Annotated in this window: 27 protein-coding genes and 1 pseudogene; 4 read left to right on the plus strand and 24 right to left on the minus strand. The window is 40.9% G+C overall.

The features are described 5' to 3' along the window. Positions 1–10: 10 nt before the first annotated feature. The 13 genes from HMPREF9421_RS01355 to asnA form a co-directional block, all read right to left on the minus strand. Positions 11–373, minus strand: a complete 363-nt coding sequence (locus tag HMPREF9421_RS01355) for a DUF1304 domain-containing protein (protein WP_006595196.1) — start codon at positions 371–373, stop codon at positions 11–13. A gap of 12 nt (positions 374–385) precedes the next feature. Further along, positions 386–811, minus strand: a complete 426-nt coding sequence (locus HMPREF9421_RS01360; protein ID WP_006595197.1) for a MarR family winged helix-turn-helix transcriptional regulator — start codon at positions 809–811, stop codon at positions 386–388. Between the two features lie 348 nt (positions 812–1,159). Further along, a complete protein-coding gene (locus tag HMPREF9421_RS01365; RefSeq protein WP_006597065.1) occupies positions 1,160–1,783 on the minus strand; it encodes an HAD-IA family hydrolase in 624 nt (207 codons plus the stop codon). 5 nt (positions 1,784–1,788) lie between these two features. Further along, entirely contained in the window at positions 1,789–3,072 is a 1,284-nt protein-coding gene (locus tag HMPREF9421_RS01370; protein WP_006595199.1) for an MATE family efflux transporter, read from the minus strand. Between the two features lie 60 nt (positions 3,073–3,132). Further along, a complete protein-coding gene (thrC, locus tag HMPREF9421_RS01375) occupies positions 3,133–4,617 on the minus strand; it encodes a threonine synthase (protein WP_006595200.1) in 1,485 nt (494 codons plus the stop codon). A 195-nt stretch (positions 4,618–4,812) separates the two neighbouring features. Next, positions 4,813–5,403: an anaerobic ribonucleoside-triphosphate reductase activating protein gene (nrdG, locus tag HMPREF9421_RS01380; protein ID WP_006597046.1), complete on the minus strand. Its 591-nt coding sequence runs from the start codon at positions 5,401–5,403 to the stop codon at positions 4,813–4,815. Further along, complete coding sequence (locus tag HMPREF9421_RS01385) at positions 5,369–5,914, minus strand: GNAT family N-acetyltransferase (RefSeq protein ID WP_006595202.1); 546 nt, start codon at positions 5,912–5,914, stop codon at positions 5,369–5,371. Before HMPREF9421_RS01385 ends, nrdG begins: the two co-directional genes overlap by 35 nt. A 9-nt stretch (positions 5,915–5,923) precedes the next feature. Further along, on the minus strand, positions 5,924–6,424 hold the full coding sequence (locus tag HMPREF9421_RS01390) for a GNAT family N-acetyltransferase (RefSeq protein WP_006595203.1): 501 nt from the start codon (positions 6,422–6,424) through the stop codon (positions 5,924–5,926). Between the two features lie 43 nt (positions 6,425–6,467). Beyond that, a complete protein-coding gene (locus HMPREF9421_RS10535) occupies positions 6,468–6,608 on the minus strand; it encodes a hypothetical protein (RefSeq protein ID WP_006595204.1) in 141 nt (46 codons plus the stop codon). A 12-nt stretch (positions 6,609–6,620) separates the two neighbouring features. Continuing rightward, entirely contained in the window at positions 6,621–8,831 is a 2,211-nt protein-coding gene (nrdD, locus tag HMPREF9421_RS01395) for an anaerobic ribonucleoside-triphosphate reductase (protein ID WP_006595205.1), read from the minus strand. 125 nt (positions 8,832–8,956) lie between these two features. Next, entirely contained in the window at positions 8,957–10,738 is a 1,782-nt protein-coding gene (locus HMPREF9421_RS01400; protein WP_006595206.1) for a hypothetical protein, read from the minus strand. Positions 10,739–10,895: 157 nt separating this feature from the next. After that, positions 10,896–12,170, minus strand: coding sequence for a histidine--tRNA ligase (hisS, locus tag HMPREF9421_RS01405; protein WP_006595207.1), 1,275 nt, complete (start codon positions 12,168–12,170; stop codon positions 10,896–10,898). Between the two features lie 200 nt (positions 12,171–12,370). Beyond that, complete coding sequence (asnA, locus tag HMPREF9421_RS01410; RefSeq protein ID WP_006595208.1) at positions 12,371–13,363, minus strand: aspartate--ammonia ligase; 993 nt, start codon at positions 13,361–13,363, stop codon at positions 12,371–12,373. Positions 13,364–13,590: 227 nt separating this feature from the next. Between asnA and HMPREF9421_RS01415 the strand changes: the two genes are divergently transcribed. The 3 genes and pseudogenes from HMPREF9421_RS01415 to HMPREF9421_RS10540 form a co-directional block, all read left to right on the plus strand. Next, on the plus strand, positions 13,591–13,872 hold the full coding sequence (locus HMPREF9421_RS01415; protein WP_006595209.1) for an autorepressor SdpR family transcription factor: 282 nt from the start codon (positions 13,591–13,593) through the stop codon (positions 13,870–13,872). Then, positions 13,859–14,494, plus strand: a complete 636-nt coding sequence (locus HMPREF9421_RS01420; RefSeq protein ID WP_006595210.1) for an SdpI family protein — start codon at positions 13,859–13,861, stop codon at positions 14,492–14,494. The genes HMPREF9421_RS01415 and HMPREF9421_RS01420 overlap by 14 nt, the downstream gene beginning before the upstream one ends. Positions 14,495–14,650: 156 nt before the next feature. Then, positions 14,651–14,857: pseudogene (locus HMPREF9421_RS10540) on the plus strand (IS3 family transposase); the annotation flags it as partial. A 67-nt stretch (positions 14,858–14,924) separates the two neighbouring features. Here HMPREF9421_RS10540 and HMPREF9421_RS01430 read toward each other — a convergent pair. After that, complete coding sequence (locus tag HMPREF9421_RS01430) at positions 14,925–15,155, minus strand: hypothetical protein (RefSeq protein ID WP_006595212.1); 231 nt, start codon at positions 15,153–15,155, stop codon at positions 14,925–14,927. Between the two features lie 535 nt (positions 15,156–15,690). Here HMPREF9421_RS01430 and HMPREF9421_RS01435 point away from each other — a divergent pair. Then, a complete protein-coding gene (locus HMPREF9421_RS01435) occupies positions 15,691–16,539 on the plus strand; it encodes a helix-turn-helix domain-containing protein (RefSeq protein WP_006595213.1) in 849 nt (282 codons plus the stop codon). 282 nt (positions 16,540–16,821) lie between these two features. Here HMPREF9421_RS01435 and HMPREF9421_RS01440 read toward each other — a convergent pair whose 3' ends face one another. From HMPREF9421_RS01440 to HMPREF9421_RS01485, 10 genes are read right to left on the minus strand one after another with little or no spacing between them, the layout of a single operon-like run. Continuing rightward, complete coding sequence (locus HMPREF9421_RS01440; protein ID WP_006595214.1) at positions 16,822–18,093, minus strand: tyrosine-type recombinase/integrase; 1,272 nt, start codon at positions 18,091–18,093, stop codon at positions 16,822–16,824. A gap of 10 nt (positions 18,094–18,103) precedes the next feature. Then, on the minus strand, positions 18,104–18,361 hold the full coding sequence (locus HMPREF9421_RS01445) for a MerR family transcriptional regulator (RefSeq protein ID WP_006152868.1): 258 nt from the start codon (positions 18,359–18,361) through the stop codon (positions 18,104–18,106). A gap of 13 nt (positions 18,362–18,374) precedes the next feature. Then, a complete protein-coding gene (locus tag HMPREF9421_RS01450; RefSeq protein WP_006595215.1) occupies positions 18,375–19,487 on the minus strand; it encodes a CHAP domain-containing protein in 1,113 nt (370 codons plus the stop codon). A 16-nt stretch (positions 19,488–19,503) separates the two neighbouring features. Then, a complete protein-coding gene (locus tag HMPREF9421_RS01455; RefSeq protein ID WP_006595216.1) occupies positions 19,504–19,728 on the minus strand; it encodes a hypothetical protein in 225 nt (74 codons plus the stop codon). 1 nt (position 19,729) lies between these two features. Next, positions 19,730–21,613: a phage tail family protein gene (locus HMPREF9421_RS01460; RefSeq protein ID WP_006595217.1), complete on the minus strand. Its 1,884-nt coding sequence runs from the start codon at positions 21,611–21,613 to the stop codon at positions 19,730–19,732. 11 nt (positions 21,614–21,624) lie between these two features. After that, a complete protein-coding gene (locus HMPREF9421_RS01465; protein ID WP_006597062.1) occupies positions 21,625–24,129 on the minus strand; it encodes an ATP-binding protein in 2,505 nt (834 codons plus the stop codon). Positions 24,130–24,142: 13 nt separating this feature from the next. Continuing rightward, the gene (locus tag HMPREF9421_RS01470) at positions 24,143–24,553 is read right to left on the minus strand and encodes a conjugal transfer protein (protein ID WP_006149323.1); all 411 of its coding nucleotides are present in this window, start codon (positions 24,551–24,553) and stop codon (positions 24,143–24,145) included. A 2-nt stretch (positions 24,554–24,555) separates the two neighbouring features. Next, a complete protein-coding gene (locus HMPREF9421_RS01475; RefSeq protein ID WP_003005585.1) occupies positions 24,556–24,780 on the minus strand; it encodes a TcpD family membrane protein in 225 nt (74 codons plus the stop codon). A 9-nt stretch (positions 24,781–24,789) separates the two neighbouring features. Next, positions 24,790–25,785 (minus strand): conjugal transfer protein, encoded by a 996-nt coding sequence (locus HMPREF9421_RS01480; RefSeq protein ID WP_006595219.1) that lies wholly within the window; start codon positions 25,783–25,785, stop codon positions 24,790–24,792. A gap of 10 nt (positions 25,786–25,795) precedes the next feature. Next, complete coding sequence (locus HMPREF9421_RS01485; protein ID WP_006595220.1) at positions 25,796–26,353, minus strand: hypothetical protein; 558 nt, start codon at positions 26,351–26,353, stop codon at positions 25,796–25,798. Position 26,354 lies beyond the last annotated feature (1 nt).

Below are 26,354 nucleotides of genomic sequence, written 5' to 3' on the forward strand. Positions count from 1 at the left end.
GAGCTGATCCTTATCCAAGCAGAAGAAGGCTGGCTAAAGCGACTATTGCTGGTCCACCCTGGGTCAAGATAATTTTTTTATTAGAAGACACAGCCCCATAAGCTGCGACACCAATAATAAAAAGCAGAAAAATCGTGACAATTTCGCTATTTCTAGCTATAAAGAGGGCATAGAGGAGGAAGACACCAATCAGAGCATTATAAATGCCTTGGTTTTTGAAGAGGACAGTCACAGATGGACGATGTAATTCTTCCTGATCCATATTAAAGACACGACTAGTCGATGCCGAGTGGGTTGCTAAACTCTCAAGATAAAAAATATAGAAATGTTCGAAAGCAGCAAGACTTGCTAAAACAACGGTTAAGACAGACATATTATTCTCCTTTTAAAATGTAATTTGTTCGAGACCAGACACCAACTTTTCGAGTAAGTGACTCAGCTGATCCTGCTCTTTTTCAGAAAGAATCTGATCCATCTGGCCTTTTACTTGTAGATGATGTGCTGGAGGATGGACCAACAACCGATCTCTGGCAAGCTCCGTAAGTTCCACCACAATCTCCCGTTGATTGTCTGGATTGCGAGTACGAGTAACATAGCCCCCAGCTTCTAAGACTTTGAAGTGGCGGGTTAAGGCTGCAGGGTCAATCGCTAGTTTCTCCTGGAGGGCCACTTGGCTACATGGCGCCTCTACTAATAACAACTGGAGCATCTGATAACGGGTCAGACTAATGCCCAATTGTTTTTCAAATAATTGGGTTGATGCCTGATCAGCTAGCTTCAAACGATAAAGCAAGTCATGCATTTCTGTCATTCCTTCCCTCTAATCTTTTTATTGACTTATCAATAATTGATTTATCAAGTGTATCATTTTAAAAAAGTCGAGGCAAGAAATTTGCTCGCCTCAAACGAAATGATCTCCTCCTAAGAAAAGCAAAGTAAAAGACCACCGGATTTGGTGGCCTTTTAGGGAGATTATTATGAAAAAGAAAAGTTTTAGGATTTCATAAACAAAGTTAGGAGGTCTTTGTTTATGGTTTTATTATATCGGATTTATCTTAAAGATTTCTTAAGGAATTATTTCATTTTCAAAACAAATTGTTTACGGATTCTTTTCATAGTGCCATTCCAGCAACAAAGAAGCCTTGCTTTGTTAAATAAGTTAACTTTTTTCTTCTTCAAAATAGAAGCGAATGTCATCCAAACGTTGAATCGCATGATTGACATCCGGCTTGTAATCTAAAAAATTAATACTCCCAATTTCTGCATTGTCTGCCAGATCAACATCCAAGGTTCGATCACCAATATAATAAGTCTCACTCGGATCCAGTTGATACTTATCCACTAGATAATCAATTCCTTCTGGATCTGGTTTTCTCCTAAAACCATTGTCCGTTGTGACAATCTCTTGGAAATAGGATAGGATCCCTAAATCTTCCAGAATTGGGTAAGCATTCTTTCCCTTGTGGGTATAGACAAATTGGGCAATTCCTCCCTCTTTAGCCCAAACTAGAATGTCTCTAGCCCCCTGCATCAGATGAACTTGGGCGTTTTTCTCACGCAAGCTAGAAGCACGATAACGATTCATCTCCTCCGCATCCAAGCCATGTTCTCTAGCAACGTCTTCAAGCAAAGACTGGACGGATTGTTGAAGAATAAAAGCATGGACCGCTTCCCGGTCAAAGTCCAGAGAGTAATAGGCATAAGTCTCAGCAATCCCATCTAAAATAGCTTCATAAGAATCCAAAAGAGTTCCATCCAAATCCCAAATAAAAGCTCGTGTCATAAGTTTTATTCCTTCCATTTCCGATGATAGAGCGTTTTTAAGAAAAACCAGCGAAAACCATTATCCAAGAGGGTACCTGCCCAAATACCTGGCAAGCCCCAACCGAGGATAACTCCCATCAGATAACCTGAGCCAATCCGAATCACCCACATGCCGATCGTGGTCGCATAAAAAGGAAGGCGGGCGTTACCCAGACCTTGCCAGGCAGCCGTATAGATGACCGTTCCAGCTGTCAGAGGCGTTCCAAGCAAGGAGAACAAAATGACGGATAAGGAAGCGGTAAGAGCTCCTGAATCCTTGGTGTAAAGGGCTGTTAAAGGACTTCCAAACAAGAAAATAGTAAGGGCGAGGGGAAACATGGAGAGAAAGGAAAGCCAGAAACTCCGACTGGTGATTTGCTTGATCCCTTGCCAATCATTCTGTCCCAAACTTTTGGCGACCAACATGACTGTCGCTGTCGCAATCCCAAAAGCCGGCATATAGTTGAACTGGGTCAAGACTTCCCCAATGGCATTCCCAGCTACTGCTCTTGTACCAAAAACAGCGACCATAGCAATGATAACAATATCCCCTGCTCGCATCATGAGGCGTTCACCAGCAGCAGGTAAGGCAAGGGATAACAAGTCTCGATCCAATCCCCAACGAAAAGGAGCAAAGGGAAGTTGAACCTGACGCCAGAGCAAGTAAGTCCCTAATAGGCGAGAGAGAACCGTTCCTAATGCAGCCCCAGCGATGCCTAGCCCAAAAACAAATATCAAGATGCTCGATAACAGAGCATTTAAAACATTGGTCAACAAACTGACATACATGGGGACCCGCGGGTTGTGGGCTACACGGACTAGGGCTCCAAAAGTCGTCATCAGACCCAAAAGCAAAATACTTCCTCCGACAAGGGCTAGATAGAGGCCCCCAGCTTCTGCAACGGCTGCTTCAACCCCCAAGAGGGCAATCAATTCCTTGCCAAAGCAGAGGGATAAAGTCCCTAAAACAAGACTTATTAAAACCGTTACTTTGATAGACTCAGTGGCTTGACGAGCTATGGCCTGCCGATCTTTTTGTCCCATACTTTTGGACAAGAGACTTACAACCGCTGCTCCAAGAGCGATAAAAATAGCTTGGTAAATCGTAATGATATTGCCTGCGACGGATACACCCGAGACAGCGACCAAACCCAACTGAGCAACCAAGTAGCTATCTACCATCCCCATGAGCATTTGCAAGAAATTTTCTCCGATAGCAGGGAGGGCAATCCTTAAAATTTGTCGATCCACTTGTTGTTGACGAGACACACTTTCCTCCTGATGAAAAGAAACTCAGTTAGTTTCCCAACCGAGTTTACTTCCTCTCTTTTAAAGTCCTAGATAAGTTTCTACTGCAGTCTGCATATCTGCTGCCGCAACAGTTGTCTTGTGACGAACTGGAGCTGTTTCGAGGCCATCAACTGCTGGTGGCAAGGCTACACCTGAAATTTCGTGCAACTGAGCCAAAGCTTCAAAGTCAGTCAAGCCTGATTTCCCTGTTACAGCTTCTACTGCAACGACTGGGAATTTATATGGACTAGCTGTTGAAGCAATCACGGTCTTAGCCACATCGCCTGTCGCCGCTTGGTATTTTTTATATACGGCCGAAGCAACTGCTGTATGAGGGTCCTCAATATAAGCATCTGCCTCATAAACACGCTTGATTTCTGCTGCTGTTTCCGCTTCTGTCGCATACTCCGCTGCAAAGAGATCCAGAATCTCTGCATCAAAATCAGTCAACTCATACTGACCTTGAGTGTTCAAAGCGTTCATGAGTTCACCTGTCTTCACCGCATCATTTCCCAAAAGATGGAAAATCAAACGCTCCAAGTTTGAAGATACTAAGATATCCATAGATGGACTAGTGGTTACCTTGAACTCACGCTTCTTGTCATAGACACGAGTTTTAAAGAAGTCTGTCAAGACATTGTTGTCATTTGAAGCACAGATTAACTTACCAACTGGTAGGCCGATTTGCTTAGCGTAAAAGGCAGCTAAGATATTTCCAAAGTTTCCTGTCGGAACTGTGAAATTGACTTTTTCACCAGCCACAATCTCGCCAGTTTTAACAAGCTGAGCGTAGGCATAAACATAATAGACAATCTGTGGGACCAAACGACCGATATTCATAGAGTTAGCTGATGAGAACTGAAGCTTGTTGGCTGCCAATTTCTCACGAAGAGCCACATCATTGAACATATGTTTCACATTGGTTTGAGCATCATCAAAGTTCCCGTCAATGGCAATCACATGGGTATTGTCCCCGGTTTGAGTAGTCATTTGCAACTCTTGTACCTTGCTGACACCATCTTTTGGATAAAAGACGATAATTTCAGTTCCTGGTACATCCGCAAAACCTGCCATAGCAGCTTTCCCAGTATCTCCAGATGTCGCTGTCAAGATGACAATCTTGTTTTCCAAGCCGTGTTTCTTAGCTGCCGTTGTCATAAAGTAGGGCAAGATAGACAAGGCCATATCCTTGAAGGCAATGGTTGAACCGTGGAAAAGTTCCAAGTTGTATTGCCCATCTAGTTTCACAAGAGGAGCAATGGCTGGAGTATCAAACTTGCTGTCATAGGCGTTAGTGATACAGTAGTCCAACTCTTCTGCTGTAAAGTCATCCAAGAAGGCTGACAAAACAAGCTTTGCCACCTCTTGGTAAGAAGCATCTTTTAATGTGTCAAAATTCAAGTCCACCTTTGGATAGCTTACTGGAGTAAACAAACCGCCATCTGTTGCCAAACCTTGCAAAATCGCCTGACTGGCTGTTACGGTATTTTTCGCATCACGCGTTGATTGATAAACTAATGTCATGTCAATTTCCTCATTCTGTTCCTTAAATGTACGAGTTGGATCACTCTAGCTTTCGTACAATCTATTCCATTATACCATGAATCCTTGTGAATTTTGTCAGTGAGAATGAAATTGTCTGAAAAAAGAGGCCATTTCTTGCAAACTGAAAATCAACGAAAACTTCTCTTAATGGATTCATTTGCTGACCGAGTCTTGCTAATCTCTTTTTACTTGCTCATAGGAATCCTTGCCATCATTGAGCTTGTCCCAGATGACGACTTTTCCTTCTTTGAGGGATTTTTGAACATCAATGATCCGCTGATTGGAAGAGCCACGAAACTGCAACATAAGGTTGCGTTTGCTCTTATCATAGCGTCCATCCACCAGAATATCAATCAGCGAAAGCAGTTCCAGTTTGTCCGGCGTCTCCAACATCATTTCTTCCCAGGTGTAGCCGGTCCAAGACCAAATATCTTTTTCCGGCAACTCTCTTTTTACCCGCTTGACCAAGGGAAGCAGGATGCCGGTGTTGAGAAAAGGTTCCCCACCAAGCAATGTCAGGCCCTGGACATAGGGTTGGGCCAGATCCTCCATGATCTGCTCTTCCAACTCTTTTGTGTAGGGAATACCCGCCTTGAAAGACCAGGTCGCTACATTGTAACAACCCTCACAGTGAAACATACAACCTGCTACGTAGAGGGAGTTGCGCACTCCTTCGCCATCCACAAAGTTAAAGGCCTTGTAGTCGATGATGCGCCCTTGACTCAGTTCTTCACTTTTCCATTCTTGAGGTTTGGGATTGTTCATCTTCATCCTCCAAATCAATCCAGTAGCGCTGACTTCTGTCGATTGTGTTTTCGTAAACACCGCCAGCAGAGAGAATGGTGCGACGACTGGCTTCGTTGTCTTCATCGCAGGTAATCAGCACTCGTTCTAATCCTTGCTTTCTAGCCTCTGCCAGCCCTAACTCTAGCTGCAACTTAGCCAAGCCCTTTCTGCGTTGACTGGGGCGGATAGAATAGCCAATATGCCCGCCCTCCACAAATAATTTGTCATTCAAAGACAAGCGCAGAGCTAAAAAGCCCAGAGGCAAGCCGGTCTCATCAAAGGATAAAAATTGAATGGCAGGAACCCAGCCTGCTGGCAAATTAGCAACATCCTCCTGCTGCTCTACAATCTTTAACCAATCCTCATAATCCTTTGCTCGTTTCCAAGTGGAGCCCATGCCACCGTGCATATAGGATTTTGCAGCATCGAACTCCGCAATCATCTCTAAAATCGCGTCTTTATCTTCCAAAGTTGGTCGTCGTAACTTCATAGGCTTTCCTCAATCTATATCAATCCAATAACGCTCTTTCCCACCTCGAATATCCTCTAATACTCCACCGTTAGCAATAATGACTCCTCGGCTGGCAGCATTATCCCTATCGCAGGTCACTAGGACTCGTTTAATATTTTTGCTTTTGGCTACTTGCAAGCCTTGTCGCAGCTGCTCTTTGGCCAATCCTTTCCCACGCGCAGAAGGGCGGATACTATAGCCGATATGCCCGCCTTCTTGGAGCAAATGGTCATTGAGCCGCAAGCGCAGATTGAGAAAGCCCACAGCCTGACCGTCTCTTGCAAAAGCGACTAACTGAACAGCAGGCACCCAACCTTCCGGAATTCCTAGCCCCATTTCTATGTCACTATTACTTTCCATCCACTCTTCATAAACAAAATTCTCAGCATCCCAAAATCCGCCATCGTGGGCTGATTGAGTCTGTTCAAACTCTGCCATCATCTCTAAAACTGTTTCTTTATCTGCTAAAGTCGGTCTGCGTAATTCCATCTTTACCTCCCCATATGAGAAAAGCGAGAGCGAACTCTCACTTTTATTTTTTCTTAGCTTTTTTTAAAAATTGCTCTCTCAGGCTGGCTACCCGGTCTTTTTTATTGATTCCACCTGTCGAATGTTTCTCGTGGAATCGCTGAACCTGAGCCTTGCCCTTATCGTCTAATTGGTATTTTCCCATAATCTTCCTTTTCTAATCTGTCACTTGCTGTCCAGCTGATTTGATCGTGGACCCATTCATGTGTTTGACCCGCGCAGCAATTTCCTTGTGGCGTCCATTAACCATGGGGCGAGCTTGTGGGTTTCCAAGATAGCCACAGGTCCGTTTAACAACGTCTACTGTTTTAGGATCACTATTGCCACAGTTTGGACAAGTAAATCCGCGTTCAGTTGGCGTAAAGTCGCCTTCGAAATCACACTTGTAGCAACGGTCAATTGGTGTATTGGTTCCGAGATAGCCGACCCGGTCATAGGCATAATCCCAAACCGCTTCAAGGGCTTTTGGATTTTGTTGGAGAACTGGATACTCACAATAGTGGATAAAGCCACCCGTCGCTCCTGCTTCTGGATAGACTTTTTCAAAGTCCAGCTTCTCAAATGGGGTTGGGTTCTTGCGGACATCGTAGTGAAAACTGTTGGTGTAGTATTCCTTATCTGTGATATCCGGAACCTTCCCAAATTTTTCCGTATCCAGGCGACAGAAGCGATCTGTCAAGCTTTCTGATGGCGTCGAATAGATGGAGAAGTGGTAGTCATATTGGTCAGACCATTCTTCGACCCGTTTCTTCATATCCTTAATGATTTCGATTGTAAATTGTTTGGCTTCTGGATTTTCTTCCCAATTTGGACCATAAAAGACCGTCGCCACTTCATACAATCCGATATAGCCGAGTGAAATCGTCGCTCTACGGTTGCGGAAAAGCTGGTCTACCTGGTCGTATTTGCCCAAGCGTTTCCCAAAAGCGCCATACTGATAGAGAATCGGCGCATTGGCTGGGGTTGCCTCCTTGGTCCGCTCTACCCGATAGACCAACGCGTCTTCAGCGATGTTCATCCGCTCATTAAAGATTTCCCAGAATTTCTCTTTATTTCCTTCAGATTCCAAGGCAATCCGGGGAAGATTGACTGTCACGACTCCAAGATTCATCCGGCCAGAATTGACTTCCACACCATTTTCATCCTTCCACCCTTGGAGGAAAGAACGACACCCCATGGGTACCTTGAAGGAACCCGTCAATTCGACAATCTTGTCATATGAGAGGATATCCGGATACATGCGTTTGGTCGCACATTCCAAGGCTAATTGCTTGATGTCATAGTTGGGACTATCTGGTTCTAAGTTGAGACCTCTTTTCAAGGTGAAAATCAACTTAGGGAAAATAGCGGTCCGGTGTTCTGAACCGAGTCCCTTAATTCGAATCTCCAGAATAGCTTTTTGGATTTCGCGTTCAAAACGGTTAGACCCTAGCCCGAATCCCAGCGAGGTGAAAGGGGTTTGCCCATTGGAGGTAAAGAGGGTATTGATTTCATACTCCAATGATTGCATGGCATCGTAGATATCTTTTTTCGTTTTTTGCCAAGCATAGTCCTCACGTTTTTCAGGGAGAACCCACTCCTCAGCTTCCTTCAAATGCTTGTCATAATTCTTCTCTGCATAAGGAGCCAGGACTTCATCAATCCGATCTGCTGAGCAACCCCCGTACTGGCTAGAGGCCACATTGGCAATGATTTGCGAGATTTGAGCCGTTGCAGTTTGGATGGATTTAGGACTTTCTACTTCTGCATTCCCAATCTTAAAGCCATTTTTTAACATACCTTCAAAATCGATCAAGCAACAGTTAGTCATTGGAGTATAAGGACTATAGTCTAAATCATGGTAGTGTATATCCCCTTTTTGGTGGGCATTGGCTACGTGTTTGGGCAACATTTTGAGACCAATGGATTTGCCGACGATCCCTGCGGTCAAATCTCGTTGGGTGTTGAAGACATCACTATCCTTATTGGCGTTCTCATTCACCACTGCTTGGTCCTTGTTGAGGAGCTTGCCAATCGTAAAATTGATATCGGTTGCTTTTGAGCGCTCAAAATCCCGCTGAGTCCGATAGGTAATATAGCTCTCAGCAATCGCATATTCATTGGCTTGTAATAACTCGTGCTCAACGACATTTTGAATCTCGTAGATTTTCACGCCACGAGGGAAGCGTTCCAAAATTTCAGCAACGATCCGGTCTGTAACGGTTTCTAATTTCGCTTCCAAGGCTGGAGTGAGGCCTGTCACTTCTTCTGTCGCCTTAACCAAAGCACGGTATATTTTATCGACATCAAACTTGACCTTCCGCCCATCTCTCTTTTCCACAAAGAGTTGGGGGAGACTTTGGATATGCTCTTCTCGTAACGTTATCATACGCTCGCCCACTTTCTTTTTTATACAAATACAATTCACCCCATATTATATCACTCAAAAATAAAAAATCAATATCTTGTGGCAAAAAATGTTATTTCATTTCAAAACCACAAGATATTGATAGTCTATTTATATTGGTACAAGGTGTACTGCGAACCCTTCTGGTTCACTTTTTCATAATTTTTGGTTAGAACTTTCTGCAGAGCAGACGTTACATCTAGGTCCTTATTGACCACAATAAACTTCGGCTTGGCTTGCTTAATCTGATTGATCAGATTGGTTCGATTTTCCCTCGGCCCCATATAGGCAGTCGGAGTTAGGAAGGCTGAAGCTGCTAAGCGACCACTTTCTTGATAGAGATGAGCTGTCTGATCCCAAGCATAGATAGTATCTTTGGAATCGCTATGACTCTTGATATACTGAGCAATTGCACTTCGGTCACTAGTTAGATTGTTTTGGAGAACCAATTGATTCACAACTGGATAGCCCACTAAATAAGCCATTGCCAAAATCGGTAGGAAGGCTTGACTGGAGAAATAAAGGTCCCAGATTGAATTGTTCTTCATCTTTCGGCGCTGATAAGTCGACTCATCCCCAGCAAACCAAAGGGCTAACAAGGGAAGGCCAAAAGGTAACAGGCTAAGGAACTGATAGGCCCCTTGCTCTGGTGTCCCAACCACAACTGCAACAACTAGCAGAAGACCGAACCAACTCATAAACCGAATCACACGTTGACCACTTGTTGATACTTTTCGGAAGGACATGACGAAAGCTGAAGCGAAACCAAGCGTCAACAGCAATAAACAGTAATAAACTAGGTTGGCAAAGAGATGCCCGGCATCAAACTGGAGGGAGCGGAGACTATACAAGGTCTGATGGATTGCATATCCAAAAGAGCCGTTCCACACGGTGATGTATCCTAAAGGATAAAAGAGAAGCGAGAATCCCAAGAGGGTAGCAAGAAATTGATAGAAGCCATGGGCTAATTTCTTTTGCTTCACATGATAGGCTGTCAATCCCAGAAAAGCTAGCAGATAAAAAATCACACTCAGCCATGGCACAATCATAAAGGCCAAACAGGCTCCTGCACCGTAGACGACAAAGGATTCGTCTGTTTTCTCACCCTCTAGATAAGCAAGAATGAAATTCATAGAGCCAAAGAGGAAGGGAAGGGCATAAAAGACAGCATAGTTCCCACCAAATCCAAGCACTCCAGCAAGAAGGTAGAAGAGTAGCTGAACTTGTCCTGCAATTTTTTCACTTGCAACCAGGCTTCTGACCATCCGATATAGGCTCGTCCCAGCAAAAAAGTAGGCTAAAATCTGGAAGACCACCAGGAGAACTTGACCTCCTACCAAACTTCCTAAGCCACTGAGACCATAGTAGAGCAAACCATTGACCCCAAAGAAATGACCATAGGGAACTTGACCTTGAGAAATTGCCCAACCAGCATATAAGTCCTGAGTTTGTTGATTGGTCGCAAGTAAGTTGATAAAAGGAAGAGCTACATGGACCATCCCGAGTAGGACGCTAAAAGCAATTGGTAGTGACAAGGGAACTGGTCGCTTAATAGCATAGCGACCCAACGACTTTTCATCTTCTTGATCTTCTAATGTCTCTTCTATATCCTCTTGGTCTTTCGTCCTCGCTTCAACCTTCTCTTTGCGATGATGACCAGATCGTGATAAGCGACTTAGAGTTTCGGTCGAAGCTTCCGTTTCGGACCCTTCTCCATCAACTTGGCTCTCTTCCAGGTCCTGCTCTGATTCCACCGGTTGACTAGCGGTCAAAACTTCTTCTTCCCGGCTAATTGATTGTTCCAATACTTTTCGTAGCTCTTGAGTATTTTGAAAATTGGACCCGACACTTAAGCCAAGTTTATGCGATTCTTTTTCTTTTTCACTCATATCTTGTTTTTTCCTTTACTAGACTTGCAAGTGCTAAAGGGCACATGCACACCCTACTAGTATATCAAAAATGGACCCAACTGTCAGCTTTCTCCACAAAGAGATGATAGATGGTATACAAAAAGACCGATACCCTCTAGGCACCCGTCTTTTCTTTTTAAAGTTGATTCAAGATAGTCTGAAAATCGTTTTTTACGTCTTCGATGGAAGTGGTCACTTCCTGACGAGTCTGGTTATTTTTGACGGTGATTTGGCCACTTTCAACCTCGCTACCACCTAAGGCAATGATGGTTTTTGCCCCAAAGACGTCAGCTGACTTGAACTGAGCCTTCAACTTACGTCCTAGGTAATCACGTTCTGCGATAAAGCCTTGACGACGAAGAGCCTGAACCAATTCCAAGGCGGCTACTTCTGCTTCTGAACCCAGAACAGCCACATAGACATCCAACGATGCCTCAACAGGAAGTTCAACTCCTTGTTTATCGAGGATCAACAAGAGACGTTCCAGTCCCATCCCGAAACCGAATCCTGGAGTTGCTGGCCCACCAAAATATTCTACCAAGCCATCGTAACGGCCTCCCGCACAAACAGTCAGTTCATTTCCATCGACTTTTGTCACGAATTCGAAAATGGTGTGGTTGTAATAGTCTAGGCCACGAACCATGTTGGTGTCGATGACATAGTCAATTCCTAGACCGTCTAGCATAGCCCGGACAGCATCAAAGTGTTCCTGGCTTTCTTCGTCCAAGTAGTCCAGAATAGATGGAGCATTCTCAACCGCTTGTTTGTCTTCTTTTTCTTTTGAATCCAAAACGCGGAGCGGATTTTCCTCTAAACGACGTTGGCTATCCTTTGAAAGTTGGTCCTTCATTGGAAGGAGGTAGTCAATCAAAGCTTGACGATAAGCCGTCCGACTGGCTGTGCTACCTAGGGTATTCAAGTGGAGGACGACATTTTCAATGCCAATCTCTTTGAAGAATTGGTCAGCCATGGCAATCGTCTCGACGTCTGTTGCAGGATTGCTAGATCCAAAACACTCTACACCAATCTGGTGGAATTGACGCAGACGGCCAGCCTGAGGGCGCTCATAGCGGAACATAGGACCGATATAATAGACCTTGCTTGGTTTTTGAACTTCTGGTGCAAAGAGTTTATTTTCAACATAGGAGCGGACCACTGGTGCTGTCCCTTCCGGACGCAAAGTGATATGACGATCACCCTTATCATAGAAGTCGTACATCTCCTTGGTCACGATATCCGTTGTATCCCCTACCGAACGACTAATGACCTCGTAATGTTCAAAAATAGGTGTGCGGATCTCTGCGTAATTGTATTTTTTAAAGGTTTCGCGAGCAAATCCTTCTACATATTGCCACTTAGCGGATTCCTGTGGCAGGATATCTTGGGTTCCTTTTGGTTTTTGTAATTTCATAGATACCACTCCTTTGCTTGCTTTGTACTATTTATTTTATCATAATTTCTAGTCCGTGACAGCGCTCAAGCGATAAAATCAGCCTACAAGCCCATCAGGAATAGAAAAAGGGGAACTTCTCCAGCCCATAAAAATCGAGCCCGCATCACATGCAAGGCTCGATTTCTTTCGTTTCTTTCGTTTCTTTACTTTCAACTATTTTATAAGATATTTTCATATTGTTCGCGAACTTCCTGCGGCCAAACACTGGTTTGGACTTCTCCGATATGTTTCTTACGAAGCAAGAACATGGCCATCCGCGATTGACCGATCCCTCCTCCGATAGTTAGTGGAAAGAGGCCATTCAAGAGCGCACGGTGCCATTCCAATTCTAAACGATCTTGATCTCCTGTAATAGCAATCTGGCGCTTGAGGGTGTCTTCATCAACCCGAATCCCCATAGAAGATAATTCGAATGCCGCCCCTAGGTTATCATTCCAAACAAGGATATCCCCGTTTAAGCCCTTGTAGCCATTTTCTGTTTCTGTCGTCCAGTCATCATAGTCCGGCGCCCGTCCATCATGCGGTTTGCCATCTGATAAGACGCCACCAATCCCAATCAAAAAGACGGCTCCATATTCTTTGGTGATGGCATTTTCCCGTTCTTTCGGCGTCAAGTCAGGGTAACGCTCTACCAACTCTTCTGTGTGGATAAAGGTGATTTGTTTAGGTAAGATAGATTCAATATCATAGCGAGCTTCGACAGCTAGCTCCGTCAAGCGAATGGCCTTGTAGATTTTTTCGACTGTTTCTTTCAAGTATGCAAGGTTGCGGCTGCCGTTTGGAATGACCTTCTCCCAGTCCCACTGATCGACATAAACTGAGTGGGTCGCATCCAACGAATCCTCATCCGGACGAAGGGCCTTCATATGGACGAAGAGACCTTCCCCTTCCCCAAAGCCAAACCGCGCCAAGGTATGACGTTTCCATTTCGCTAGGGAATGAACGACTTCATAGGTTTCATTAGGAATTTGTAAGACTTTAACGGAAACTGGATGTTCTACACCTGATAGGTTATCCTGCATTCCATCTCCTACCTTGCTCAAGATAGGTCCTTGAACTTCGACAACTTCTAGCTTATCTTTCAAATACTGGGTAAACGTTGTTTTTACAAATGAAATTTCTTCTTGCTGGTGAATAAAACTCTTCTTCATAGAGACTCCCTTTAAATAGTATGAATTTGATTATACGCTTTTTTCTGGAAAAATCAATACTTGTCGCTTCTATCAAAGGGCAGGGATGAGCTTTTCAACAAAGTAGATTCTTGTCAGGCAGTTTTCCGAAACTATTTAGATTTTTTTCTAAATAGAGTTGACAAAATTATATGAAAGGTTTACAATCTATTTAGAAAGATATCTAAATAGATTAGAGGAGATAGAGAATGAATTTTGCGCAAACATTTAAAGCTTTATCGAATCCGATACGAAGAAGCATCTTAGAACTGCTAAAGGCGGGGAAATTATCTGCTGGCGATATTGCTGGCCACTTTGATGTAGCAGGAGCGACCATTTCCCATCATTTAAGCATCCTCAAGCAGGCGGATTTAATTCGAGAGGAAAAAGAAAAGAATTTTATCTACTATGAACTCAATACTTCTGTCTTGGAGGATTTAATGGTCTGGCTCGTTGATTTGAAAGGAGATTCTACTGATGAAAACAACTAAAAAATTATTGGCCTTAACCTCTTTTGTGATACTCTTGCCCATGATTTGGGGCTTGATCATTTGGTCACAATTGCCTAACCAAATTTCCATTCACTTCAACCTTGCAGGTCAGGCCAATAATTTCCAATCGAAGCCACTGGCCGTGTTTGGTCTTCCTTTTTTCCTTCTCTTGGTGCATCTATTTGTGATCTTTATGATCGGACGTGATCCTAAGAACCGCACGATGAATGAGAAAATGGTCAAAGTGATCTACTGGTTGATTCCAATCGTCTCCTTAATCGTCTCCTATCTCATATATAGTAAGGCGCTAGGCTCTACGACCAATCCCTCTATTGTTGTTTCTGCTTTGCTAGGCCTCATCTTTGTGATCATGGGCAATTACATGCCTAAGTTGAAAGTGAACCACACGGTTGGGATCCGTCTGCCTTGGACCTTGCAGAGTGAAGATAACTGGCACAAAACCCATCGCTTGGCAGGGAAGTTGTGGGTGATTGGAGGATTGATCCTCCTTATTGAAGCAGGTATTCAGTTCGCTGTCCCTTATGTAATGGGGATCGTCATCCTCACCATTGTTTTCATTCCGATCCTATATTCTTATCAATTAAGTCGGAAAGATTGTTAGTATGAAAAATGTAAAATCCAGTGGAAATCCGTGTTAGGGTATCTTCTACTGGTTTTTTAGTGCTTGATTTCATCGTTTTTTAGCCAAAACAAATTGGAAAAAGAGCGCACCAAATTCCTTCCTCTGAAAGTGTTTCAGAGGAAGTTTCGCTATGAAGGACATAGCCCAGATAACAACATGATGGAATCCTTCTTAGGCATTTTAAAATCAGAAATGTTTTATGGTTATGAGAATATATTTAAGTCGCTTAAACAATTGGAACAAGCTATTGTAGACTATATTGATTATTAGAACAACAAACGAATTAAGGAAAAACCAAAAGGATTTAGTCCTGTGAAATACGGAACTAAATCCTTTGGATAGCCTATTTGTCTAACTTTTTTTGGGTCAGTACAATCTGAGTGCTAGGGTTTTATTGTGTTATATCTTACTAATGATGATGATCTTTTTCAGGATTGCTCATAATCTGTGTAAATATTTCTTTATATTTATATTTCAGATATTTTTCGTGTAGAATGAACAAAGCTACGTAAACAATCATAAAAACAATAGATAAATACAGTATATCAAATGTACTATGTCCAAAATAAGTTGCGGACTCATAAGATCCAATAGCTCCTAAAACCAACCAAGGAATATACTTGTAATACTTAGTTACCATAACGCAGTCCCTCCTTTAATTAAACTAATGAGAATATCTAAAACTAAAAGTCATACCTGTACTTGTAGGATTATAATGATCTAAGATCATCAAAGTGCTAAATTCTCAAACCAACTTCTACCGCCAATAAACGTGGAAGTTAATTTGTCAAAACAATGCTATTAAAAAATAAAAGGGAAAACTTTTTTGTTAAATAAGGTTAACGTTACTATTAACCAAATATAGTTTTTAGCCAATCAACTATAAGTGGTCTAAGTAATGGGATTAAGAATAGACCTACAATGATACCTAAAATAAATATTAGAGACATTTTTTTGAAGCTTCTTTTGTTCATCTATGGACACATCCCTTCAATTAATGGAATCCCCACCATCGCCAACTATCTAACAAATTGAAGAGTGGGAGTGATGCTATAAAGAATAAATAGTGATTTTTTACACGTTTTCACATCTTTCTTTAATATATATGATATACTAAACATATATCGAAATGTAAAAATGTCACATATATACACATAATTAGAGGTGGAGCTGTTATGCGTTGGGATTACGGTACGATCTATAAAAAAATACGGAAATCAAAACATATTAGTCAAGAGGAAGTTTGCCAGGGTTACATTTCAAGAGCGCATTTATCGCGTATTGAATCGAACCAAGTAGTACCTAGTTTTGAGTCCATGGAGCATCTTCTAAAGCAAGTTGGCCTAGATTTCGAAGAATTTCGATATATATGCCATTCTTACCACCACTCCGATAGAGAAGAAATTATCTTATTAGCAGAAGATAACAATGCCTACCAATCAAATGATAAATTATTGGAACTGAAGAATAAGAGTGTAGCTTATTTAAAAAAACATCCTAATGATATTCCTGTGTTAAATATACTAAAGAGAGTAGAGGTCATTCTTTGTTTAAGAGAATCTGGTCCAGATGAGAAGGTAAGAACGATGGCCACGGAAGCATGGAACGAAATTAAAAATCAGGATGTCTGGTATCATAGTGACCTAAAATTAATTGTCGTTATTTTATTTACACTTCCACTAGAAACAGTGATTTCTATCTGTGATGAATTTATAGATAGACTGAACGATTACTCTGATTATACAGAGATTCTTCCCACCAAGTATAAATTACTCTCTAATTTAGCTAGTATTTTTCTGTGGAATGGTTTGATGGAGAAGTGTACTAGTATCAGTTATCTATTGTTAGATACGGCCAAAAAAAGTAAGCGATATGATTTTCTAGGAAATGCTAAAGTGACACTTGGAATTTGTTTAACTGATAAAAAGTTGGTCGATGAAGGATTGCAACTACTCGAATTAACGGATGAACAAACACTATTGGAAGCATGTCAGTCAGATGTGAATCGTTTTTTCAAGGAATGAGTTTCTAATTAAGAATCGTAGAAAAAGGCAAAGTTTCTTCGATGGATAACGATGAATGTTTTGCCATCTTAAAAAGCTAGAGTTTGAATTGAAATACAGTACAATAGTTCGCATTTGGCAAAAAGCTAAAAGCCTTTGAAATCAACGTTTCAATGGCTTTTAGCTTAATAAATTTTTTTCTTCTGTAAAAGTTAACTTATATACTTAAAAAGCTTATTTTAACAGCCTTTACGACTGTTTATGAAGAAAAGGTAGAGAAAAAGGTAGAGTTTCAAATGACTGTTAATTTTCACCTTTTATTTGTGAAAGTCGTTCCATTAAAATATCGACTGCTTCATTCTTTCGGTTAGGATCTAATTCCGCATAGATATCCATTGTGGTTGAAATAGATTTGTGACCCATACGTTCTTGTAATTCTTTCCAATTTGCTCCAGAGTTGAGCATTAAAGATGCATGAGTATGGCGGAATAGGTGAAAACCATAATCAGGTAAACCTAACTCTTTTAATCGTTTAATAAGAGTAGCTCGCTCATTTCGATCAGTCATGTAATTTCCATAGATAGTGGGAAATATCAACTTAGATTTTGGAAGCCCATGTTTTTCAAAGTAATTATTCATTTCATTGTTAAAATCTTTAAGCTCTTGAATAATGGTAATAGGTACTGGTACTTTGCGATTTCCTGAATCAGTTTTCGCAGAATTTTTACAAATCACCTTACCTTTAGTACCTAAGGTTTTGTCTCCTCTCCTCCACATAAGAGTTTTATTTACGTTAATTTCTGACGATTCGAAAAGTAAGTCATCAACTTCCAATGCTAATAGTTCATTAATTCGTAAGGCAGAAGCTAAAAGAGTATTACAAATAAGTTTAAAGCGCCTGTTGGCTCTTGAGTTTGGGAGCGTATCTAAGTAATTCAACCATATAGCGATATCTTTTTCATGTAGAACTTGAATTCGGTTTTGAGGTGATTTAGGCTTTGGGGGTATCCTGACTTGTTTTACGGGATTATTCTTTAGATTAAAGTGTACCATTCCGAAATCGAGAATATCTTTTAGTTTATGAACGACTGCACCATAATCAGATGCCTTTCCTTTATCTGCCTTACGTTTTCCCTTATTTATTTCTATTCGAGCTTTTTCTGCTAGCTGATCAACCCATTTTTGAATTTCAGTAGATTCAATAGAATCTATTTTATAATCACCAAATTTTGGGAGGATATATGTATCCAAATATCCCCTTACTCTATTTCTTGTATTATCAGAGGATACCCAAGATTTATAACTATCATACCAAAATTCTGACAGTTCTTTTATAGTACCGACAGATAGAGTTTCTTTTCGAGTAGAATCATTTTCTTCGAATTTTCTTTTAGTCTCTAAATATTTGCGATCTAAGGCTTTTAGTGTTGGAGCTGATATAGTAGTTGTAACTTGTTTTCCTGTTTTTTTATCAGTTCCTAAATAAGCTCCTTTCATAGAATAAGTTATAGAACCATCTTTTTTGATTTTCTTAAGAACTTTCTTATTGTTTCTTTCTATTGTCTCAATTTGCATTTAGTTTACCTCAGATGGTCAAGAATTTAAGAATATCCCCACGTTTATAATACACTGTTCGGGTCCCTTCGATTGGTGGCTCCAATCGTGGTAGTCCTTTACGTTCCCAACTTTTAAGTGTATTAGGGGAAATATTCAGTTCTTTGAGGACTTCCTTTTGGGTCATGATTTCTAACTGATTAGTATCTGATCTTTTATCAAGAAGATTTACCAGAACCTGTAATAGATTTTCGATTTTATCTAGTTTTACTTGTTGTAGTGTATCCATATAATTATCCTTTCTAATGTCCTATAACATATGTAAATTGTTTGGCGGTTTCTGCATCAAAAGTACGGTAACTAATAATTCCTAATCCCTTAACATTGCATTCTGAGACAAGAATTGAGCCGTCAGATTTAACCTGTTCCACAAATGAAATGTGTCCGTATATTGGATCAGCTCCAGCTTGTCCAGGACTAAATGATAGAGCAGAGTGTTCTGTTGGTGTATGGGTTGTTGTGAAACCTGGCTTATTCATCCATTGACCACCATTTCCCATAAATGGATCAAAGTTGACTCCGACTTGTTTCCCACGGTTGAAGACATACCAGGTACATTGTCCCCAAGGATAGGTACTAGTGATATATCCTGTGGTATCAATAGCTGTTGTCAGACTGTAACCTACCGGTATATCATTTGAAGTTACTCCTCCACCATCTCTAGTTTTTCCTGTCGTTTGTTCAGGTGCTTTTGGTGTTCCTCCATGTTCATCAATGAAGGCATCCAGTTTTTGCATGGTTTCTGCACGTCTTTTTCCCGATCCAGTAGTATCTGTGAAATAGACTCCACCATCAGTTGCTGGATTGAGTGTTCCATTCGCAAACTTTTTAGCTTTGTCATCTTGGATTTTGAAGGTTTGGTTTTTATTTCCAATGATGGTTTGCTGGGTTAGTCCGACAACAGCAATCTCATCATTAAAGTTATTGGCATATTCTGGGTTGGAGTCATAGGCTCCAAAACCAAACATATTAGCTCCAGGATTGGTGGCTACTCCAGCAGTTCCAAGAGAGCTTTCATTCAGTGCGATCGCAACAATTCCACGGACATCAAGATTAGATTTAGCTTCCCATTCGAGGAGTTTCTTTCCATTAATTCGATTCTTATCATAGGAGATTCCTAACGTATCTAAAAAGCCGTCTAATTGCTCTGCCGTGATACCGAAGCGATGAACAAGTAGGTTATGAGTATAAGGGTCTCCATCTGACCAGTGATCCGCATAAGTCACTTCATTTTGGGATTGGGGTGAGCCATTCGTTCCACCACCTCCGACAGCCCCCATAAGGATAATGATAATGAGGACCGGTAGAAAGAGAGGAATGAGACCAGCTAATAGAAACCATTTTAGTTTTTTCATCGAATCTCCTTTCTAGTTAATGTCTTATATAAGCAGTGAACAAAACAGTCCCAAAACGCCATTTTGCATCTAAAACGACTGAATAGGACTTAGCCTGTAAGATAATTTGGTCTCGCTCTTGTTCTGTGACTGGAAATAAAAGAAGGAAATCGACTGAGCGTTTTCCTTCTTGGTAGGCCTGATAAAGAGTTTCTTCAAGAACTCTTGGAAAAGAAGTTCTTGAGCGTATTTTGGTATTCATATCATTCTCCTCTGAGTTGTTTTAAGCATTCTGTTAATCGGTCTCTTCGTTCAATATTGGCTCTTAATTTATCATCTCGTGTCATGGTCTTTCTGTAAGCACGAGTGAAAGCATTAGATCCTTGGGCTTTGTACATGGATTGAGGATCTTTATATTCCTCTAATTTGCGCTCAATACTATTAATGCGAAGTTGTTTAAATGGAGAAATCCATTCTTCTTTAAGAGTTTGGAATTCCTCGTTTGAACTTGATGTTGGCTCCGCTGTGATTGGGGATTTCATTGAAGGAGTTGGTGTTTTTTCTTCAACTGGTTTAACCTTCTCAGGAATTGCCTTTGTTTTCGGAATGTTTGGTTCTGGAGTATCTGGACTTGTTGGCGTCTCAAGTGTTTCTGTTGGGAGTACTTCATCAGGTTGGTGTTCCGATTCCTTATTGGTAAAGAAAGAACCAACATTTTGGAAGTGACTCTTTGCATTCATGACCATTCCAGCTCCCAAACCAGCACCTGCTAGGGCAAAGTTCCCAAGGTGTTGAGCAGATGAAAGGCTTCTCGATGGGACTTGTGAAGCTACCTCTCTGGTCTTTGTGACTCCTTTTTCAACTTTATTTCCTATGTCATTCGCAACCATACGTGCTTTAGATCCAAGAATGAATTGGATCAACTCAGCTTTGTATTTCCATAGAAGGAAATATACAAGTCCTTTTGAGACAACTGAAATGAGTAGTTTAAAGACAAGGCCGAAGATGATCAGGGATGGAAGAGTTTTAAGAATACCATCAAAGCCTGTAATGACGATATTTTCAATCATTTTCTCAATGTAGAAGACTAATAGAGTTAATAGACTCGTAATAGCTGGGAAAAGTAGTCCGCCAAACATGACTTTCAAAACTCCAAAAATCAGATCCTGCATTCTTGGTACAAAGGACATTAGTAGCACAATTGGAAAGAGCAGAATCATCATCAAGACAAGTGTTTGAGCGATGACGTTTAACATTTGAATCAAAATAACCGGTATCGCTAATACAAAGGCTTCACAAATTTTGAAGATGACATAAAACATGCGAGTAAAGATGAAATCTGGCATAGCTGAAACCCAACGGTTCTTTTCACCATCATCATTGGCTCCATTTCCTAGTTCATCCAGATATTTATTGCGATCTTTCGATTTAACTGCTTTAAAGTTTCCATTCTTATCGCCTGTTCCTAATACCTTACTATCGTCAAAAGTCTCTTGTTTCCCATCTTGGCTATTCTTATATTTCCCATTTTCTTGACCTGTATTGACAAAGACATAGGCTTTATAAGATGTTTCTGCAATATAGCTATCTGCCATAGAATCTCCAATTTTAATGGATTTATTATTGCCATATTCTACCTTAATATTCGTGATATTTTTAGTGACATCTTGAGAGACATGATTGATAGTATCAAGTAGATATAGACCACCTGATGTTCCAGCTATTGTTCCAAAATAACCAAAACCAAGGATGAGAACTAGAAAGACATGAAGGAGTGTTCTTGAAAAAGCTCCTTTCGAAAAGAAAAACTGATAAAAGAGATAAAACGCTAGAATCAGAAGCAACATTGAAACGAGTGATTGTTTTGCGACTCCACCAGAGCTTGAACCGATGAATCCTTTCCAAATATTCATTGCTCCATTAAATACATAGTTCTTGTAGTTGGAGTAGAGATCAATCTTTTCAAGAATTCGAATCAGCAAAGAAAAGAAGCCCACCACTGCGTTTAGAATGAAAAAGAAGAAGTTGACGAAAAGCTCATTAATCAGTACCCAAGCCCCGTTAAAGGAAGCGAACCCAGTTGGCTCCATATAGGACTTAAGGGAAAAGATATCGACTCCTCTTAGTTTGTCAAAAGCTTCTTGCATAGATTCACCTCCTAACTAGCGTATTTATTTTCAAGGCTTGATGATACTGTGGCTTTCATTGGTTTTAAAAGCATATCAATATCTTCAAAGATGTTGTGTACAGAAATCATATTGAGATTGCCATACACGTCATAGTACAGGCATTGACCAGAGATCATATTGTCAATCCATTCGAGATTGCTTTCAGTGACTTCGAGATTGACGTGTTTTAAGATATCTTCACGTTCAGATTTTTCATAAAAAGCAAAGATAGTCCCGAATCCAGTAGTATCATCGTCATTTTCTGCATCATGTACAGACTGAGTAATCAGTGCCAAGGTATTATTTTTGGAGCGTCCAATCCGACGCATATTTTTGATAACGGCTTTTCCTTCTGCGGACTTCATAAGAATCCAAGCTTCGTCAAAGAACTCAATCGTATCTTCATTTTCATTTCGTTCTCCAAAGTGGGTACAGAAGGCACCAAGCGCAAACATGAGGGCAATAGAGTTGCGTTCATGATCTGAAATTTTTGTGGAATCGTCCTTTGGTAGTTTGAGGTTATTGACCTCTAGAATAGTCACTCGTGACTCGTAGTTAAGCCCTTGAGTGGTCCCATCTGAAAAGGCTAGTTCCAAGATAGAATTCGTCACAATTGAGGTCAGGTAACGGCCAACCGAAGCAATTTCAGAGGAAGTGGAGTCTCTCAGAACTTTTAGGACGTGTTTAAATCCGACCTTCTCACCAGCGACTCGTTTTTCTACAATCGCATTAATAGCTTCTGTGATAGCTGTTTTTTGATCCATCGTGACATCATCTACAGCTTGTAGTAGAAACTCAAGCATGTTTTTTGCGACCTCTACAGCTTGTTCTTTATCTAGAACGACAATAGGATCTAAGACTCCGTGGTTGGATGGTAGTGAGCTATCCAGTGTTACAAAGTTAAAGTTCTCAATCTGTTTCTTGCGTTCAGGATAGAGATGTGCAAATTCAGGTGAGTTGATCACTTCTTGATAGTGATTTCTAAGTTCACGTTTAGGGTCAATATAAAGTGTCTTGACATTCTGTAAAGCCACACTTAAAAAGATGATCTGAGCAAGGAAGGATTTTCCTTGTCCTGTTGCACCCGTAATGATGATATGCGGGTTCTTGGTGATCTTTCCAGCAATATCTTCTTTATTTCCGACTGTCGCATTGTAGAGGACAATGTTCTTTGAGGAATCAATGGCTTTTGCAATATTGTCCCAACGACCTGTCCAATTATCCACTCGGCCGATATACCAACCAATACGGTTCCCAGAAGAGGTATTGGTGAAGGGCATGAGTTCTGAAAATCCACGGGCTGTGACCATATGTGTCCAGGTGCGAGTTTTCTTTTGGAGGTTTTCACCATAAAGCAGAGCTTGGAAGAGATAAGGTCCGTCTTGAGAGGCTTCACTAATTTCAACCCCCATATCATCAAAGTAGTTCAAAACCACTTGTCGTCTTTGACGGAGCTGATTCACACTTGAAGCAGAGATAATCAGATAGGCTCCATATTCGATGATATCTTCCTTGTTTCCGACTTTCTTCATTAAGTCCTTTAGGGAGATGGAACCCATAATGATCTCATCTTGTTGGACAGTATCGGTGTTTTCTGCCTCTTCCATGATGTTTCTGTAACGTGTATTCGATCGTCCCATTCGTCCCTTGATCTTGTTGGTATCAATGAATTCTGCCTTGATTCGTAGCTCAACGGGAAAGTTTAAGCGTTGGATAAATTCGCCAAGATGAAAACCATTGAATTGAACAGGAAATTTACCAACCGGAAGAATAGTCACAAAAGAAGATCCATAAGGGCTTTCTAGCTTAAGAAAGCCACCTTTTAGGACTTTGATCAAGGTATCTGTGATATTGAATTGAGCACGATTAGCGAGCACCTCCTTCTTGTAGTGAGGGATATAGCGGAGATATTGCATCCGCTGGTAATAAAAGAGTTCTTCATTAGATAACCGTTTTGCCCGAAGGACAGAGAAGGCTTGAAAAATAGTGAATTCATCACTTTTATAGTCTTCATACCAAGTGGGACTTAATTCATATTCATAGCCAAGACCCTTGGCAATTTTTTCTGAGAACTCATTGAAGCTCTCATAGGCCAAGTCTTTGACGGTCGCTCCATGATTTTGTTTGCGCAAGGTCACTCCAACGACCCAGTCAAACTGATAAGGAATTTCCATTTCATCCGTTAGACGATCCACCGTGTAAAGAAGAAGTTCTTCTCCTAGTTCTCGGCTGTCATCTGCTAGAGCATCTGAAAAGTCCCGCATTTTCTCCTCTAAAAGATAGTCTTTAGGGATCAGAGATATTTCAAAGAACTTGTTTTTCTGGAGCTTCTTCATCATTTGAGCAACAGTGATTTTGTGTTTGCCCTTTTTTTCATCATCCGTAATCGTGATAGGAGTGTTTGGAATACGATAATAAGCAACGACGGTTTGATCTTTTTTGAGAGCTAGATTTTCATGTGTTTCCCTTATAGGATAGGTTAAAGTAATACTCATAGGTCCTCCTTTTCTATAGATTTGTTTTTTCAAAGACAATTTCTTCTACAGGCTCTATTCGATCTTCATGGTAGATAGCTTTTTTGTTTAGCTTAAAATCCCAGAAGTAAATCAGGTAATCTCCAATAAAGACGTGCATCTTTTTTCCATGAGGCTCGTATTCGGTGTAGAACTTGGCTAATTTATAAGGGAGATACCAATAGAGCAAGAGAGAAATTGAGTGAGTGATTTTTGCGAGTGGCACAAAGATAAATCCTCCAAAGAGTAACATGGCCACAAAAACGATGATAAAGACAATGAAAAAGGACAACTGCATCGGTGTCGCAAAGTACCATAGTCGAGTGCCCTTTTTTGTCTTGATTTCTTGGATCCAATAAGGAGCATTTAGTCCCTTACTGTAATCATACAGTCTTTCTTCATTCATACTTAAAGTCCTGATTCAATACCGAAGAGTCGCAGGAACCAGCCGACTGCTTTTAGGATATCTTGTCCTTTCGCAATGGAAACAATAACGGCATAGAAACCAACGACAGAGAAGAGTTGAAGCCAAGAGCTGTTTCGCCAAGCCTTAATCGCTAAGAGCACGGCAATGGCTGTCAGGATCCAAATTCCATCGCCCTGGAGGAAGGTTCGTAGATTGTCTGTATTCATAGAGTTCTCCTATTCTTTATCATTTGCATAATTCAGTGGAATGGTGTGTTCTAGTTTTGTGACATAGTAGGTCTTTTCTTTTTCTGAGAGAGTAAAGGTGAAGTTTTCTGAGTGAGTGGTACCTCCAACTTCAAAGGTAGCTTGGACATAAGCGATTAAATCATCACCGTCCTGTTTGAGATAAGTGTAGTCGATCGTTTTGAAAGTGCTATTTGCGATGATATCCACATTTTTAGCGATCAGATTAAGATTATCTTGGTTTGTGGTGTAGTTTGTAAAGAAGATCTTGAGGAATTTTTCTACCTTCTTACGCTGAGTATCTGAAAAGTGGTCGTTAGCGGTTAGTTGGAGCTTATCATCTTCGCTAAAGTGTCCAGCTTGTGAGGATTCAATAGCAGAGAACCAAGGAAGGCCGGAGATATAGTACTTTCCATCTTTTTCATCAAAAGGAATATTGAAACCTGTCACAATTTCTTTTTCTTCTGTGTTGTTATCCCGATGGATGCTTTCCTTGTATTTAACCTTATAGGTCGCAACTTTTCCTTCTACAGTCACTAACTGAGAATAGAGAAGTGAGCTGGGGTTTCGAACTTGCCCTTGAGATTTTACATCAGGGATGAAGTTGTAGAATTTATTTAAGTAGTCCACTTGCTCTTTTTGTTTTTCACCTTCATTAGGAAGTGTGAAATAAGCATAGACATAATCATTCAGATAATACTGGAGTTTATAGTCATATTTTCTACTCGACTCCATAGGCTTTGTCTGTTGCTTTTGAGTGGCCTCTACTTGAGCTTGTAGTGTACCTACCTTATTTGAGAGTGTGATAGCACGAATAGATCCCAAGAGACCAACAAAAAGGAGGAAAGAAATCCCTCCTATGACTGCAATATTGACGGTCTTTTTATTGGTGACTTTTAGTTTTGGTGGACCTCCTTTTTTCTCCACCTTTTTAAAGTGTGAGAGATATTCTTTTGCTTGAAGCAAATAGCGTTTAGCTTTATCCATATATCCTCCTTTAGAGACCAGCAAGCTCAATGAGCTTTGAGCCTTTCGCATAGAGGCGCTTATTGGCTTTTTCGATCTCGCCATTAATGTAATAGTAGCCTCGTAGCTCAGTTTGAAGTTGTTCAATCAGGTCAGGTTTTAGGTCTTTGGCTTCTTCTTTTTTTAGGAGACTATTTAATTCTCCAGCCTTGGTCCAAGCCTCTCTATGATCTTTCTTTTTAAGTAATTCTCCCAGTTCATTCGTGACTTGAGAGACTTTCTTTTCAAAAATAGTTTTAGTAGCCATTTCAATTTCCTTTCTAAATGTTTCTTGATTGTCTTTGATGGTCTTTTGGATATAAGTAATGAGTGAGGGGCGCATTTTTTTATTTACGCTCAACACTTGACCATCTAGCGTGAAACAGGCATGTTCATAGTCATAGAAACCTTTCGCATCTGGTGGTTTTTCGGTAGATCTTCCAGCGCATTCATAGTAGAAGTCCTTTCCTTTTCGTAAGAGAACGTACATATGCCAGAATTCTTGTTCTGGAAGAAGCAGAAAATCTGCTTGATAAATCTTCTTCAGCATC

The organism is Streptococcus australis ATCC 700641, from assembly GCF_000186465.1.
Taxonomy (GTDB): Bacteria; Bacillota; Bacilli; order Lactobacillales; family Streptococcaceae; genus Streptococcus; species Streptococcus australis.